This window comes from Rhodococcus sp. 14-2483-1-2, from assembly GCF_002259405.1.
Classification (GTDB): Bacteria; Actinomycetota; Actinomycetes; order Mycobacteriales; family Mycobacteriaceae; genus Rhodococcoides.
This window is the reverse complement of record NZ_NPFW01000022.1, coordinates 562325-578531: the sequence shown is the minus strand read 5'-3', so window position 1 is coordinate 578531 and position 16207 is coordinate 562325. Positions and strand designations below refer to the sequence as shown.

At 64.8% G+C, this 16207-nt stretch carries 12 protein-coding genes; 9 read left to right on the top strand and 3 right to left on the bottom strand.

All coding sequences use genetic code 11. The features are described 5' to 3' along the window. Positions 1–35 precede the first annotated feature (35 nt). Complete coding sequence (locus CH295_RS23690) at positions 36–1535, top strand: NADH-quinone oxidoreductase subunit M (RefSeq protein WP_252342174.1); 1500 nt, start codon at positions 36–38, stop codon at positions 1533–1535. Further along, positions 1532–3094 carry an NADH-quinone oxidoreductase subunit NuoN gene (gene nuoN / locus CH295_RS23685; protein WP_094742045.1) on the top strand — a complete coding sequence of 521 codons (1563 nt, stop codon included), beginning with the start codon at positions 1532–1534 and terminating at the stop codon, positions 3092–3094. The genes CH295_RS23690 and nuoN overlap by 4 nt, the downstream gene beginning before the upstream one ends. A gap of 11 nt (positions 3095–3105) precedes the next feature. Here the strand turns inward: nuoN and CH295_RS23680 are convergent, their stop codons facing one another. Next, a complete protein-coding gene (locus CH295_RS23680) occupies positions 3106–3585 on the bottom strand; it encodes a DUF4188 domain-containing protein (protein ID WP_094742044.1) in 480 nt (159 codons plus the stop codon). 79 nt (positions 3586–3664) lie between these two features. Between CH295_RS23680 and CH295_RS23675 the strand changes: the two genes are divergently transcribed. Then, the gene (locus CH295_RS23675; RefSeq protein WP_037189553.1) at positions 3665–4258 is read left to right on the top strand and encodes a TetR/AcrR family transcriptional regulator; all 594 of its coding nucleotides are present in this window, start codon (positions 3665–3667) and stop codon (positions 4256–4258) included. On the opposite strand, the gene CH295_RS23670 is transcribed toward CH295_RS23675, so the two are convergent. Then, positions 4252–5130: a YdcF family protein gene (locus CH295_RS23670; protein ID WP_141217075.1), complete on the bottom strand. Its 879-nt coding sequence runs from the start codon at positions 5128–5130 to the stop codon at positions 4252–4254. The two genes, CH295_RS23675 and CH295_RS23670, sit on opposite strands and share 7 nt — an antisense overlap. 167 nt (positions 5131–5297) lie before the next feature. Next, positions 5298–5552, bottom strand: a complete 255-nt coding sequence (locus CH295_RS23665; protein WP_032378219.1) for a hypothetical protein — start codon at positions 5550–5552, stop codon at positions 5298–5300. Between the two features lie 266 nt (positions 5553–5818). On the opposite strand from CH295_RS23665, the gene CH295_RS23660 reads away from it, so the two are divergent. The 6 genes from CH295_RS23660 to CH295_RS23635 all read left to right on the top strand — a co-directional run bounded on the left by CH295_RS23660 (position 5819) and on the right by CH295_RS23635 (position 16197). Then, positions 5819–7297, top strand: a complete 1479-nt coding sequence (locus CH295_RS23660; RefSeq protein WP_502694542.1) for an aldehyde dehydrogenase family protein — start codon at positions 5819–5821, stop codon at positions 7295–7297. 24 nt (positions 7298–7321) lie between these two features. Further along, on the top strand, positions 7322–8833 hold the full coding sequence (locus CH295_RS23655; protein WP_037190132.1) for an APC family permease: 1512 nt from the start codon (positions 7322–7324) through the stop codon (positions 8831–8833). 12 nt (positions 8834–8845) lie between these two features. Beyond that, positions 8846–10393, top strand: a complete 1548-nt coding sequence (locus CH295_RS23650) for a GMC family oxidoreductase (RefSeq protein ID WP_094742041.1) — start codon at positions 8846–8848, stop codon at positions 10391–10393. Positions 10394–10463: 70 nt separating this feature from the next. After that, the gene (locus CH295_RS23645) at positions 10464–12305 is read left to right on the top strand and encodes a putative nucleotidyltransferase substrate binding domain-containing protein (RefSeq protein WP_170946065.1); all 1842 of its coding nucleotides are present in this window, start codon (positions 10464–10466) and stop codon (positions 12303–12305) included. Between the two features lie 24 nt (positions 12306–12329). Continuing rightward, on the top strand, positions 12330–15008 hold the full coding sequence (locus CH295_RS23640) for an MGH1-like glycoside hydrolase domain-containing protein (protein ID WP_252342154.1): 2679 nt from the start codon (positions 12330–12332) through the stop codon (positions 15006–15008). Positions 15009–15090: 82 nt separating this feature from the next. Continuing rightward, complete coding sequence (locus CH295_RS23635; protein WP_094634269.1) at positions 15091–16197, top strand: alcohol dehydrogenase catalytic domain-containing protein; 1107 nt, start codon at positions 15091–15093, stop codon at positions 16195–16197. Positions 16198–16207 lie beyond the last annotated feature (10 nt).

Sequence of the window (16207 nt, the reverse complement as noted above, 5' to 3'; positions counted from 1 at the left end):
CGACTCCCTGGTTGACCGTCCTGTGGGTACTCCCGATGCTCGGTGCGATCGTGGTCGCCCTGGTGCCCGCCGCTCGCCCGACCGCCGCGCGCAGTGTCGCAGTGGGCTTCGCTGCCGGGACCTTGGCCGTGTCGGTCGCACTGGCGGTGTCGTTCGACTCCGGTGGTGATCGGTACCAGTTCGTCGAAGACCATTCGTGGATAGCGGCTTTCGGTGCGCGGTACACCCTCGGTCTGGACGGAATCGGCCTCGTCCTGGTGTTGCTCACCACCGTTCTCACGCCCTTGCTGCTCGTCGCGGGCTGGTACGACGGCAGTCGCGTCGCGAACTACGGCTCCCGTCGGGTGTCGCACACGTACATGGCGTTGATTCTGGTGGTCGAGTCGATGGTGCTCGTCTCGTTCCTCGCGTTGGACGTGTTGTTGTTCTACATCTTCTTCGAGGCGATGCTGATTCCGATGTACTTCCTCATCGGTGGCTTCGGGGGAGTGAATCGCACGCGCGCCGCGGTGAAGTTCCTGTTGTACAACCTGTTCGGCGGTCTGATCATGTTGGCTGCCGTCATCGGCCTCTACGTGGTGACCGCGCGACCCGGCGGGCCGTTCGACGGCGGGACGTTCGATCTGCGCGCGATCGCCGACGCGGCGTCATCGGGCGGACTCGGTGTGGATCCGATGGTTCTGAACGCACTGTTCCTCGGCTTCATGTTGGCGTTCGCGATCAAGGCACCGTTGTGGCCGTTCCACTCGTGGCTACCCGACGCCGCAGTGCAGTCCACACCCGCGACTGCGGTGCTGATGATGTCGGTGGTGGACAAGGTCGGCACGTTCGCAATGCTGCGGTTCTGTCTCGAACTCTTTCCCGGCTCGTCGCAGACGTTCGCGCCGTGGATCATCGCTCTTGCGGTCATCGGCATCGTCTACGGCGCCATACTGGCGATCGGCCAGACCGACATGATGAGACTGATTGCCTACACGTCGATTTCGCACTTCGGATTCATCATCCTCGGCATCTTCGCCATGACCGGTCAGAGTCAGGCCGGTGCCACGCTGTACATGGTCAACCACGGAATCTCCACGGCCGCACTGTTCTTGATCGCGGGCTTCCTCGTGTCGCGTCGAGGGTCACGAGCGATCGCCGACTACGGCGGTGTGCAGAAGGTGGCACCGGTACTTGCCGGAACGTTCTTGATCTCGGGGCTTGCCACGCTCTCGCTACCCGGCCTCGCCCCGTTCGTGAGCGAATTCCTCGTGCTGATCGGCACGTTCGGTCGATACGGAGTCGCCGCGATCGTGGCCGCTGGAGCCCTTGTGCTGTCGGCGATCTACATACTGTGGCTCTACCAGCGCGTCATGACCGGGCCGATCCGGGAGGGCAACGAGACGGTGCCCGATCTCGTTCGCCGCGAGCTGGCCGTGGTGGTGCCGTTGATCGCGTTGCTGATCGTGCTCGGGGTGTATCCGAAACCCGCGCTCGATGTCATCACTCCGGCAGTGCAATCCACGATGGTCGACAGTTCAGGAGGTCAGCGATGACCACACCCGAGGTGCAATACGGTCTGCTGGCACCGATGCTGATCGTGTTCTCGGTCGCAGTTCTCGGTGTTCTCGTCGAGGCGTTCGTGCCGCTGCGGGCCCGCCGGAGCACGCATCTGGGCCTGGCTCTCGCGGGACTGGTGGCGGCACTGGCGGCAATTCTCGGTCTGGCCGGCACCGAGGCGTCGGCGATGTCCGGCGCGGTCGCGATCGACGGACCCACCCTGTTTCTACAGGGAACCATTGTGCTGGTGTCGATTCCGGCCATCGCATTGATGGCCGAGCGCACCGTTGCAGTCACCTCGGCCGGTGCCGAGCGTCGCATCGATTCGTTCACCCCGCAGGCATCGACCACTCCGGGCAGCGTGGCGGAGAAGGAGGCCATCGACGCAGGCGTCGCCCAGACCGAGGTGTTTCCTCTCGCGATGTTCGCGATCGGTGGCATGTTGCTGTTTCCGGCGGCCACGGATCTGCTGACGATGTTCGTGGCGCTGGAAGTGCTGTCCTTGCCGCTGTATCTGCTCTGCGGACTGGCCCGACGACGGCGCTTGCTCTCGCAGGAAGCAGCCCTCAAATACTTTCTGCTGGGCGCGTTCTCGTCCGCGTTCTTCCTGTTCGGGGTCGCGTTCCTGTACGGATACGCCGCAACCGTTCGGTTGGACGGCATCGCCGACGCCATCGCGGCTGACGGTCAGGGCAGATCGCTCGCGCTGATCGGAACCGCCTTGCTCGCGGTGGGTCTGCTGTTCAAGGTCGGTGCCGTGCCGTTCCATTCGTGGATTCCCGATGTCTACCAGGGTGCCCCTACGCCGGTGACGGCACTGATGGCCACAGTGACCAAGGTTGCGGCGTTCGGTGCGATTCTGCGCATCTTCGGGATGGCGCTGCCCGGTCTCGAATCGAGTTGGCGACCGATGCTGTGGGTCGTCGCCATCGCGACGATGGTGGTGGGATCGGTTGTCGCGGTGACGCAGACCGATGTCAAACGGATGCTGGCGTACTCGTCCGTTGCGCACACCGGATTCATCCTCACCGGAGTGACGGCACTGGGTGATTCGGGTGCCGTGGGTGATTCGGGTGTGTCGGCCACGATGTTCTATCTGTTGGCGTATGCCTTCAGCACTCTCGGGGGGTTCGCGATCATCGGGTTGGCGAGAGACGAACGCGGCGAGGTGAGCGATCTGGAACGGTGGGCCGGAATAGGTCGTCGGTCACCGCTGGTGGCGGCGGTGTTCGGGTTGTTCCTGCTCTCGTTCGCCGGCATTCCGCTCACCAGTGGGTTCATCGGCAAGTTCGCGGTGTTCAGCGCTGCCTCGGGTGCCGGGGGAGCGGCGCTGGTCGTGGTTGGGGTGGTGTGCAGCGCGATCGCAGCGTTCTTCTACGTACGGGTGATAGTGCTGATGTTCTTCACCGATCCGGGAGAGCGGACCGCCACGATCGTGCGCCCGACGGCGTCGGTGTCGTGCGCGATCGGGGTCTCGGTGGTGGTCACCGTGGCTCTCGGAGTCTTCCCGCAGCCCGTTCTCGACCTTGCTGCGCGTGCCGGAGCCTTCCTGTAGCCGTCGAGCCGTTACTGCGCGGACTTCATTCGCTGCTTCCACGTATGCGAGCCGGTCCCGACCGGGAGTCCACCGATGGCTCCCGCGAGTCCGAACGTAGGCATGTTGACGTAGATCGCCTCACTGTTTCGTGCTGTCGCTGTGTAGGTCTCGTGCCATACGCCGACATGGCGGGTTGCAGCCACCGATCGGTTGAAGGCGCGCCAGGCCGGTGCGTGTGGTGCATCGGGATCGGAGGCGAATCGCGTCAGGTCCTCGGCAGTGCGCCAATAGCTGACCAGCATGGTGGTTCGCCCCAGCCACGAGTGGTAGCCGAGCAGTCCGGAGGCGGGATCCCTCTCGAGATGGCCGAGCATCCGCGGCATCGCGCGCACCGCGGGTAGCCAGGAGCGAACGGCCACCGGATTGTTGATGCGCATCCCGATGAGGAAGATCGTGACGGTGTCGCGGTCGGCCTCGACCGTGGTGCGGCCGTCGATGATGGGTGGCATGGGGAGTCCTTACTGGTTCGAGGGCTGGAACAGACTTACATGACACTGTTATAAAACACCGTTGTGGTAGGTTCCGCAAGTGGCGAGACCAAGAATTCACGATGCGGAGTTGCGCACCCGGCTCCTCGAGGCCGCGGCCGAAACCGTTGCGCACCAGGGTGTCGACTCGTTGTCACTGCGCAAACTCGCGGCCGCGCAGGGCACCTCGACGACAGCGATCTACTCGCTGTTCGGCGGACGTGCCGAGTTGCTCGTAGCTCTGTTCTCCACGTCGTTCGCGAGTTTCGGGGACGCGCAGCGCCGGGTTCCGGTCAGCGGCGATCCGGAGGTCGATCTGCGGGAACTCGCCGCCTCGTACCGAGACTGGGCACTACGTAATCCGCATCTGTACGCGGTGATGTTCGGCGGTGTGCTCGGTTCGGTCGATGTATCCGAAGAAGCGCAACGTGCTTCCGCAGCGATGGACCCGCTGCGGTCAGCGGTGGCGAGCGCAGTCGCGGCGGGAACCATGGCCGGGGCGTCGGTCGAGTTGATCAGCCACTCGTTCTGGGCGATCGTGCACGGGTTGGTGTCGCTGGAGTTGGCGATGCCCACCGCCAACGACGACGAGATTCGTCGGGCGATGTTCGATGCCGGGACGGAGTCGGTGCTACGCGGGTGGATGCGTCAGTAGGTGCGCGGTATCCCGAGGATCTTGGTGGCGTCGACGGTCATACCCAGCCGTGCTGTCGGAGCGAGCGCAGGTAGGTCCGGGAGATCGTCGGGAGTGGATGGGGCAGCACCGATCACGTCGGCACCGGCGATCTCGAAGTCGGAGATCGCTCGCCGCAGGTGACTGGAAGTCGTGGCCAGAACCAGATTCTCGACGTCGATCTCCGCTGCCAGCGCGGTGGTGCGCTGTGCGTTCTGCACCGTCGAATTCGCGGTCGTTTCGGTGTGAATGCGGTCGGCCGCGATGCCGTCGTCGACGAGCCACTGCTGCATCGCGTCGGCCTCGGTGATGCCGCTCTGCGGGTTCCCACCGGTGACGATGATGGGGGACTCGGGGGAGCGCTCCGCCGCGGCTACGGCCGAGCGGAGACGTGCCACCAACTCCGGGGCCATACTGCCGTCGCCGTTCAGGCCCAGACCGAGTACCACGATCGCAGTGCGGGGTCCGTCGGTGGTCGGTGCGAAATCGATTGTCTCCGTTGCGGCGTCGTCGATGACTGCGATCGCTCGATCGACTGCGTCGGCGAGGGTGGGAGACAGGGTGCGTAGACGAGCCGAGTGTTGCGCACGGGCATCGGCGTCAGCGGTCGCGTTGGCATAGAACGTCTGCAGCGCTGCCACATTGGCGTCGTCCGGGGCGGCGGTAGCGAGCGCGTCGAGGGCAGCGAAACCGTCGTCGTAGCGACCCTTCACCAACGCATCCTGCGCGTCGTTGTACTGCTCTGCGTCGGCCGACCGGACCGACTCGGCGACGGTTACCGGGGCCGACGCCGCGGGCTCGGCCATCGCCGTGATCGAGCCGAAACCGACAGTCAGCGCAGCGGCACAGGTCACGACAGCACCGCGAACGGTCGGGTGTACTCGGCCTTGTCGCACTACTGACGTCCTTCCGAGCGGTGACGGGTTTCCGCCACCCTAGCTCAGTTCGGTGCCAGTGTGACTGGTGTGACAGAGTTGTTCGAGTTACATGAATGTACTTCTGAGCAGGGACTCTCCCGTCGTCACAGAGTGACGGGGGCACGTCCGCGATCGGCGGGTTCGATAGTTACCTCGGCATCGGGAAGGAAAACCCGCTCGGTCGTTGTGGTTCCGTCGACGCCATCGGTCACCGTCACCGCTACGCTCTCGGCAACTTGGCCTGCGCTTTCGATGAACCCGGTCGCGACGCCCTCTTCGATGAGCAGGTGATCGCCCACCAGGAGAAGAAGCTCGTCCGCCGTCACCGTTCGTCTGCCGCCCACATCTTCGATAGTCATGTTTCCCACCGTAATGCGCTGCGCTGCACAGTGCCGTCGCATGTTCGACAATCGCAGCACGAAATGTGCGGGGCCGATACCGCACGTCGGCGAGGACGACAGTTCTGTGTGATGTCCCGCAGCAACACGCGGTTCGCGAACGGATCGATGGAGTCATCGGCCGCTGAGGGCATAGCGTAGACACACGACCCGACCCCCAGACGGAAGAAGGAGTTTCAGTGACCGACTCCGATGCAGTATTCGACCCGACCTCGCTACGGCCGTCGTTGTTCGTCGACGGGCAGTGGCAGGGATCCGGTGACGGCGGAACCCGAGACATCGTGAACCCCGCGTACGGCAGCACGGTTGCCGTCGTGGACGAGGCCACGCCGGACGACGCTCTGCGCGCGGTGGCCTCGGCGCGGGCGGCGTTCGACGACGGGCCGTGGCGCTCGGTGACGGTGACCGAGCGCAGCGATCTGCTGAACCGCATCGCAGATCTGCTCCAGAGGGACAAGGCCGAGCTCGCGCGTATCGAGACTCTCGATACCGGAAAGACGTTCGGCGAGAGCGAAATCGACATCGACGATGTCACGTCGGTCTTCCGCTTCTACGCCGATCTCGCAGTGGTGCAGGCAGATCGCCTGATCGACGTCGATCGACCCGAAATCCTCAGCCGCGTGGTCCACGAGCCGATCGGCGTCTGCGTGATGATCGCACCGTGGAACTATCCGCTGCTGCAGATCTCGTGGAAGATCGCCCCCGCTCTGGCGGCCGGCTGCACGATGGTGCTCAAGCCGAGCGAGGTGACTCCGCTGAGCACCATCGCGTTCACCAAGCTGGTGGAAGAAGCCGGAGTGCCGGCCGGTGTGGTCAACTTGCTGCAGGGCAGCGGGGCGGTTCTCGGGGACGCGCTCACCAGGAACCGTGACGTCGACTTCATCTCGTTCACCGGCGGACTGGCGACGGGCCGGCACATCTTGGCCGCTGCGGCCGAGAATGTCACCAAGGTGGCCGTCGAACTCGGTGGCAAGAATCCACACATCGTGTTCGCCGACGCGGTGGCCGACGATCAGGCATTCGCAGACTCCGTCGACAACGTCCTGACCGGAGTCTTTCTGCATTCGGGTCAGGTGTGTTCGGCCGGCACTCGACTCATCATCGAAGAATCGGTCGCCGACCGCTTCGTCGCAGCCGTGGCCGAACGCGCGAAGACCATCGTGATCGGTCCTGGGATGGACCCGGCGAGCGAGACCGGTCCACTGGTGTCGCAGGCGCAGCGCGAGAAGATCGAAGCTTTCGTCGCGGGCGGCATCGAGGAGGGCGCAACACTGGTCATCGGCGGAACGAAACCGGACAATTCGGCTCTGGACGAGGGTAGCTATTTCCTACCGACGATTTTCGACCACTGCAATCGGTCCATGAATATCGTGCAGGAGGAGACATTCGGGCCCATACTCACTGTGGAGCGCTTCGACACGGAGGCCGAAGCACTGCTGTTGGGCAACGATACGAATTACGGTCTCGCCGCGGGAGTTCGGACATCCGATGCCGCACGAGGCGAAAGAATGGTACGTGGGCTGCGCCATGGCACGGTGTGGCTCAACGACTTCGGTGTTTACACGGCGGCCGCGGAATGGGGCGGCTTCAAACAGTCCGGGAACGGACGCGAGCTCGGCCCGTCCGGAATGTCCGAATATCAAGAAGCGAAGCATATTTGGCACAACACCTCACCCACGGCGGCGGGGTGGTTCGGTACCCGATAGAGCACGATGGGAAAGGCCACAGGCATGGCAATACTGAACGACAACTCGAGCGGGATGGACGATTTCGGCTACAAGGAGTCACTCGATCGAAGTCTCGGCAAATTTGCCAGCTTCGCCGCGGGCGTCAGCTACATCTCCATTCTCACCGGCACGTTCCAGCTGTTCTACTTCGGTTTCGGGACCGCCGGGCCGGCGTACCTGTGGTCGTGGCCTGCGGTCTTCGTCGGTCAGCTCTGCGTGGCACTGTGCTTCATGGAGCTGGCCGCGAAATACCCGGTGGCGGGATCGGTGTACAACTGGGCGAAGCTGTTGGGCCGCAGGATCGTCGGTTGGTCGGCGGGCTGGTTGATGCTCACGGCATCGATCGTGACACTGGCCGCCGTTGCCCTCGCTCTACAGCTGAATCTGCCACGCATCTGGAGCGGATTCCAGATCATCGGTGACGGCTCGGGTGCCACCGACTTCGCGGCCAACGCAGTGCTGCTGGGTGCGATCCTGATCGCCATCACCACCACGATCAACGCGCTCGGCGTTCGGCTGATGGCGATGATCAACAGTGCGGGTGTGTTCATCGAACTCATTGCGGCCGTCCTCATCGCGATCCTGCTCGCGGCCAACATCACTCGCGGGCCCGAGGTGTTCTTCTCCTCCAACGGCTACGGTGCCGGTGAGAGCGGCGGTTACCTGGGTGCCTTCCTGGTCGCGTCGCTGGCGTCGGGCTACGTCATGTACGGATTCGACACCGCGAGCTCGCTCGGGGAAGAAACAGTCGAACCTCGCCGCACCGCCCCCAAAGCGATCTTTCGCGCCATCCTCGCGTCGTTCGTCATCGGCGGAGCCATCCTGGTGTTCGCCGTCATGGCCGCGCCGGACCTGAACGATCCTTCGCTCGGCAGCCCCGACGGCAGCCTGCAGTCGATCGTCGAATCGGTGATGTGGGGCCCGCTGGGCACCGTCTTCCTCATCTGCATCGTCATCGCGGTCTTCGTCTGCTCACTGGCAGTGCACACCGCGGCGATCCGGCTCACGTTCGCCATGGCGCGAGACAACGCGTTGCCCTTCGGCGAGAGTCTGGCCAAGGTGAACCCGAAGACCCAGACCCCGGTAGTGCCCGCAGTGACCATCGGCGTGCTGGCCATCGTCATTCTCGTCGTCAACATCGGTCAGCCGCAGATCTTCACGGTCCTCACCTCGATCGCGATCATCATGATCTACCTCGCGTATCTGATGGTCACCGGGCCGCTGTTGGTCAAACGAGTCAAGGGTGAGTGGCCGCCGGCAGATCTGAAGCCCGGCGGGTACTTCACGATGGGCAGGTGGGGCCTGCCGGTCAACATCGCGGCAGTGGTGTGGGGCGCAGGGATGGCGATCAACCTCGCATGGCCACGCGAGGCCGTGTACGGAACCCCCTGGTACAACACGTTCGGTGCGTTCGTCTACATCGGCGGCATCCTGGGCGTAGGCCTGCTGTGGTACGCAGTCAAGGGACGCAAGCACATCGGCACTCTGAAATCACATGCCTCCACGGGCGACTAGAAGGAGCGTGCAGTGACAGACACCCAGTTCGATTACGTCGTCGCAGGTGGCGGGACGGCGGGGTGTGTCCTCGCTGCGCGGCTGAGCGAGGACCCCTCCGTCAGTGTCTGCCTCGTCGAAGCAGGTCCGACCGACGTCGGCGACAAGGCAATTCTCGAACTGGTGGAGTGGATGCATCTGCTCGACTCCGGCTACGACTGGGACTATCCCGTCGAACCGCAGGAGCGCGGCAACAGCTTCATGCGGCATGCGCGGGCGAAAGTGCTCGGTGGCTGCTCCTCGCACAACTCCTGCATCGCCTTTCACCCGCCTGCCGAAACCCTCGACGACTGGGCCGCTGCGGGCGCGACGGGGTGGGGCGCGTCGGACATCCTGCCGTTCGTCGCGCGAGTGGAGAACAACGACACCGGCCGTGGCCACGACGGCCCCGTGCGAATCCGCGACGTGCCACCGAACGATCCGTGCGGTGCGGCAGTGCTCGAATCGGCCGCCGGGATAGGTCTTCCCACGGTCGCATTCAACCGCGGAACGCCCGTACTCAACGGTGCCGGTTGGTTCCAGATCAATGCGGGTGAGGACGGCTCGCGGATGTCGACCTCGCATGCGTACCTGCACCCGATCATCGGCTCGCGCCCGAACCTGGAGGTGCGTACGGACTGCTGGATCAGCGAGATTCTGATCGACGAATCGCTGACTGCGACCGGAGTTCGGTACCAACGTCCCGATCTCACCGGCTACGACACGGTGTCCGCGCGCCGCGAGGTGATCGTGACCGCCGGAGCCATCGACACGCCGAAGCTGTTGATGCTCTCCGGAATCGGACCGGCAGACCAGCTCCGCGAGATGGGCATCACGGTGCGAGTCGACTCGCCCGGAGTGGGTGAGAACCTCGACGACCACGTCGAAGGGCTGGTGTTCTGGGAGGCGAGCAAGCCCATGGTCACCACGTCCTCGCAATGGTGGGAAATCGGTGTGTTCGCGCAGACCGACTCCTCACTGAACTATCCCGACGTCATGATGCATTACGGCAGTGTGCCGTTCGACATGAACACCCTCCGATGGGGCTACCCGACCACCGACAACGGATTCTGCCTCACGCCCAACGTGACCCAGGGGCGCTCGCGTGGCACTGTTCGCCTGCGCAGCAGAGACTTTCGTGATCGGGCGAAGGTGGACCCGCGCTACTTCACCGACCCCGACGGCCACGACGACGCGGTGATGCTTGCCGGTCTGAAGCTGGCTCGTCGAATAGCAGCCGACGGACCGATGGCCGAGTGGATCGAACGCGAACTCGCCCCCGGACCCGAGGCCGTCACCGACGACGACCTGCTCGACTACGTGCACAAGACGCACAACACGGTCTATCACCCGGCAGGCACTGCCCGGATGGGCTCGGTGGACGACACCATGGCCGTGCTGGATCCCGAGTTGCGCGTCAAGGGCATCTCGAACCTACGAGTGGTCGACGCGTCGGCGATGCCGAAGCTGCCGTACGTCAATCCCAACATCACGGTGATGACCATGGCGGAGAGATGCGCCGACCTGATCCGTGGCGGATAGACAGGAGACGGCCGATTTTCTCGGCGCGCATCCACCGTTTCAGGGCGCGCCACCGGCAGTGCTGGCCGAGATGGCCGCAGCAGCCGTCGAACGCGAGTACGGCAGTGGCGCATGGGTTGTGGACCGTCCACAGATGGACGCCTCGGCCGATGCCGACACCGTGTGGGTGGTGCGTACCGGACGCGTGGTGATCACGCACCCGGACGACACCTCGCGCACCGACGTTCCCATCGACACGATAGGTCCCGGTGGGGTGTTCGGATTCTCGGCTCTGCTCTCGGGTGGAACCGTCGAATTCTGCGCGCGGGCAACCGAACCGACTGTCGTCCTGCAGTTGCCCGGTGCGCTGGTTCGGCCGTTGTTCGCAACGCCCACCGGTCTGGCGTTCCTGGCCGATGCCGTCAACTCCTCCTCTGCATACCGTGGGGGACCGGTGGAGGGCAGTGCCGGCCGGACCGTCGGTGAATTGGTCTCTACGCCTGCGGTGTTCACGCCCGTCGGAACCACGGTCCGAGATGCCGTTCGGCACATGACCGAGCAGGGCAGCTCGTACGTTCTGATTCCGCTCCGGGGATCGCGCCTCGGCATCTTCACCGACCGCGACCTCCGAATTCGTGTGGTGGCCGCCGGTATCGGCGTCGATACTCCGATCGAGCAGGTCATGACGTCGCCCGCCGAGACCGTCACGGCGGACCGGTTGGCCGGCACCGTGCTGATGGACATGCTCGAGCGAGGCTTGCGGCACATGCCGGTGGTGTCGACCCGCGGTGAGGTACTCGGCGTCGTCGAGGATTCGGATCTGCATGCCGCATCCACCCGACGCAGTTTTGTGGTCCGCCGAGCTGTGGCATCGGCGTCGACCCCCGCCGAACTCGCCGACGCAGGCAGACTCGTGCCCCGCCTGGTGGTGGATCTGTTCAAGGGCGGAACCGATGCGATGGCGGTGAGCGCGATTCTCTCCGTCGTGGTCGACAGCCTCGTCCGCCGGGCCGTCGAGATCGAATGGACCGCACGTCCGGACGTGCCGCGTGACCACTTCGCCTGGATCACTCTCGGCAGCGTGGCACGTCGAGAAGCCATGCCCTCCTCGGACGTCGACAGTGCATTGACCTGGGCGGATGCCACCGCCGACCCGGATGTACGAGGAAAATCGAACGCGGTGTCGTGGACCCGCGACGAGGCGCTGATGGACTTGGCCACTCGCGTCCACGTGAGCCTCGACGCTGCCGGACTACCGTCGGACAGCAACGGCGCGGTTGCGAGCTCGCCCCGATTCGCACGCTCTGCCGGTCAATGGGAAAGGGCCGCGGCCCACTGGCTCAGCAACCCCTTCGGTGAACGTGGCAATCCGGCAGAGGACTCAGGCCTCATCATGTCCTCGCTGATGATCGACGGCAGAGTGGTGTGGGGCCCGAGGGAACTGCACACCGTGCCCGAGGCCTACCGTCGACTCCTGCTCGATCACCCCGACGCATTGCGGTTGCAACTGCGTGACGCGCTCGCCGGCCGCGCCCGATTGCGTTCGCTGCGAGACGTGCTGGCTCGGCGAGGCGGGACGTTCGACCTCAAGGCCCATGCACTGACTCCCATCGTCAACCTCGCTCGGTGGGGTGGGTTGTCGGTCGGCATCGCCTCGTCCTCCACCCCCGCGCGGCTCGCCGCGGCGTCGGGCAACGGCATGCTCTCCGAACGCGATGTCGCCACACTGACCGAAGTGTTCGCCCTGTTGCAGCGGCTCCGACTGTCGCATCAGATCGACCAGATCACAGCGGGCCACCGCCCCGGCGACGTGCTGATCATGGCCGATCTGTCGCCGCTGGAACGGAGTCTTCTCACCGACGGGATCCGCGAGATCGCCGCGGTGCAGCGCCGCGTCGGATACCTTGCGGCCAATGTCGGCGTGCATCGCTGACCGCCAACGACCAGACTGTGTGCTGTGACCACCAATCCCGTGAGCGTTCCCACCCCGTCGACCGTCGAACACAATCGGTTGGCCGAATCGCCCGGAGTCAGCGGCCCGTGGCGTCAGTGGGGTCCGTACCTGGCGGGACGGCAGTGGGGCACAGTGCGCGAGGACTACTCGGAAGACGGAAACGCCTGGGCGTCGTTCCCGTTCGATCAGGCACACAAACGGGCATACCGCTGGGGCGAGGACGGTATCGGGGGAATCTGCGACCGCTTCGGGTTCCTGAATTTTTCGTTCGCACTGTGGAATCGCAAGGATCCGATCCTCAAGGAACGGTTGTTCGGTCTCGCCAACGAAGAGGGCAATCACGGCGAGGACGTCAAGGAGTACTTCTGGGCGGTCGACGGAACGCCGACGCACAGCTGGATGCAATGGCTCTACCGCTATCCGCACGCGGAGTATCCCTACGCTCACCTGCGAGAAGAGAATGCCCGGCGCGGGCGTGACGACCGCGAATACGAGCTGGCCGACACCGGTATTCTCGACGAGAACAGATTCTTCGACGTCCAGGTCACGTACGCCAAGGCCTCACCCGACGACATCTGCATCACCATCTCGATCACCAACCACGGCCCCGAGGCGGCGTCGGTCGACCTTCTGCCGCACCTGTGGTTGCGCAACACCTGGTCCTGGGGACGCGACGAGCGGGGCGGAACACTGGCGCAGCTGAGCCCGCCGGACCTCATGGCAGGTGGACTCGAAGCCATCGCCGTCGACCACGGATTTCTCGGTCGCTACTACCTCAGCGCCGAAGGAACGCCGGCAGTTCTGTTCTGCGACAACGAAACCAATGCCGAAGCACTGTGGGGGCAGGAGAACATCTCGGCCTACCCCAAGGACGGCATCGGCCGCCGAGTCGTCGACGGGGAGCTCGATGCGGTCAACCCCGAGCAGACCGGTACGAAGGCTGCGTTCTGGTACCGCTTCGACGACATCGCCTCCGGTGCAACGGAATCGGTCCGACTGCGTTTGTCGCCCAACCGACCGGACGAGCAGACGTTCGGTGCCGGATTCGATGCCGTCAACGTCGATCGCGAGACCGAGGCCAACGAGTTCTACGGCGCCGTGATCGGCTCCGACCTCACCGACGTCGACCGGCACGTGGCGCGGCGCGCCTACGCGGGCTTGCTGTGGACCAAACAGCTCTATCGATACGACGTGGAGGAATGGATCGAGGGCGACAAGGTCGGTGCTCCGGCACCGGACTCGAGGCAGAACCCGGGTGGGCGCAATGCGCACTGGCGTCACCTGGCGTTGGCCGACGTCATCTCGATGCCCGACGAGTGGGAGTACCCGTGGTTCGCGGCCTGGGACCTGGCCTTTCATGCGATTCCGTTGGCGCACGTGGATGCCGATTTCGCGAAGGAGCAGTTGGTGCTCATGTGCCGGGAATGGGCCATGCACCCCAACGGCCAGCTGCCCGCGTACGAGTGGGAGTTCGGTGACGTCAACCCACCCGTGCACGCATGGGCGGCATGGCACGTCTACCGCATCGACGGCTACCGGGATCGCGAGTTCCTGGTGCGGGTGTTCACCAAGCTGCTGCTCAACTTCGCCTGGTGGGTCAACCGCAAGGACTCGGAGGGCTCGAACATCTTCGAGGGTGGATTCCTCGGTATGGACAACATCGGGTTGTTCAACCGATCGGCACCGCTGCCTCCCGGCTTCCGGCTCGAGCAGTCCGACGCGACGAGTTGGATGGCGTTCTACTGCCAGCAGATGTTCAAGATCGCACTGGAACTCGCGCGGCACGACAGCGCCTGGGACGACGTCGCGACCAAGTTCTTCTCGCACTTCCTCTCGATCGCGAAGGCGGTCAATTCGTTCGGTTCTCAACACATTTCGCTGTGGCACGAGGAGGACGGCTTCTTCTACGACGTCCTCGTGCAACCCGAGGGCGATGCGGTACCGATGCGGGTTCGGTCGATGGTGGGTCTGCTTCCGATTCTCGGGGCGACCGAGATCCCGCCGTGGGTCGAGGAGGAATGCCCTGACCTCACCGCCCGCCTGCGTTGGATTCAGCGTCGACGGCCGGAGATGGTCAGCCCGCTGCTGGCTCGGCGTGAGGGTGGCGAGGTGCGCATGCTGCTGACGCTCGTCCAGCCCGAGCGGCTCAAGCGCATCCTGGCCCGCATGTTCGACTCCGAGGAGTTCTTGTCGCACTTCGGGATTCGTTCGCTCTCGGCCTCGTACCGAGAACCGGTCACGTTCGACGTCGACGGCCGTAGCCTGTCCATCGAATACGAGCCGGGGGAGTCGCGCACCGGCATGTTCGGCGGCAACTCCAACTGGCGCGGGCCGGTGTGGTTCCCGGTGAACGTGCTGCTCGCCGACAAGCTCCGCGCCTACGGCCGGTACTACGGCGACTCGTTCACCATCGAGATCCCCACCGGCTCGGGCAACCACCGCACCCTCACCGACGCCGCCGATCTGATCGACAACGGTCTCGCCGGACTGTTCCGACCGGTCGACGGCAAGAGACCCGCGGACGGCGAGCGCATCGAATCCAGCCTCGACCCACTGTGGAGCAGGCATCCCAGTTTCAACGAGTACTTCGATGGGGACACCGGCGAGGGACTCGGGGCCACGCACCAAACCGGGTGGACGGCACTGGTTGCGCACCTGCTCAGGCCGCGTCTGCCGCTGTAGTGCGCTACGCGCAGTGGTGCGGTTGAGTGCCCCCCACGGCACTTTTCCACACCACTGCAGCGGAGCCGCATAGTCTGGTGGGATGAAGATTCGCGGCGCAGTACTCGAAGAAATCGGCCGATCTCGTCCCTTTGCGGACTCGCATCCCATCACCGTCTCCGACCTCGAGCTCGGCTCGCCCGGAGACGGCGAACTGCTGATCCGGATCGAAGCCGCGGGGCTGTGTCACTCGGATCTGTCGGTGGTCGACGGCAATCGAGTTCGTCCGGTCCCGATGCTGCTCGGCCACGAGGCCGCAGGCCGCGTCGAGGAAGTCGGCCCCGGTGTCGACGACATCGCGGTCGGCACTCGTGTCGTCATGACGTTCCTCCCGCGCTGCGGCGAATGCGCCGGGTGCGCCACCGACGGCCAGATGCCCTGCATCACCGGCAGTGCGTCGAACAATGCCGGGACACTGCTCGGCGGCGGCATCAAGTTGCACCGTGACGGGGAAGAGGTCAAGCATCACCTCGGAGTCTCCGGATTCGCCACCCACGCGGTGGTCAGCCGAAAGTCGGTGGTGCCGGTCGAGGACGACATCCCGGCCGACATCGCAGCAGTCCTCGGTTGTGCGGTACTGACCGGCGGCGGCGCGGTGCTCAACGCCGGTACTCCGAAGCCCGGGCAGTCGGTGATGGTGGTGGGCCTCGGCGGCGTCGGCATGGCAGCTGTTCTTACGGCCGTATCGGTGGGTGCCGGTGAGGTGATCGGAGTCGACGGGGTCCCGGACAAGCTTTCCACCGCAACCGATCTGGGTGCAACGCAGGTATATTCGCCCGCCGAGCTCGCCGAGAAGGGAATCAAGGCCGATATCGTCATCGAGGCCGCCGGCAACGCCCGAGCCTTCGAAACTGCCGTCGCTGCAACGGCTCCCGGCGGCAAGACCATCACCGTCGGTCTCCCCGCACCCGACGCCCGATCATCCATCTCGCCGCTGGGCCTGGTGGCGGAGGCGCGCACGATCATCGGCAGCTACCTCGGCTCGGCGGTGCCTGCACGCGACATCCCGACGTACGCCCAGATGTGGCGTGAGGGACGGCTTCCCGTCGAGAAGCTGATCTCGTCGAGAATCACGTTGGACGAGATCAACCGCGGCATGGACGAATTGGCCGACGGTAACGCGATCCGTCAGGTCATCGTCTTCGACTGAGTTTCAGCTG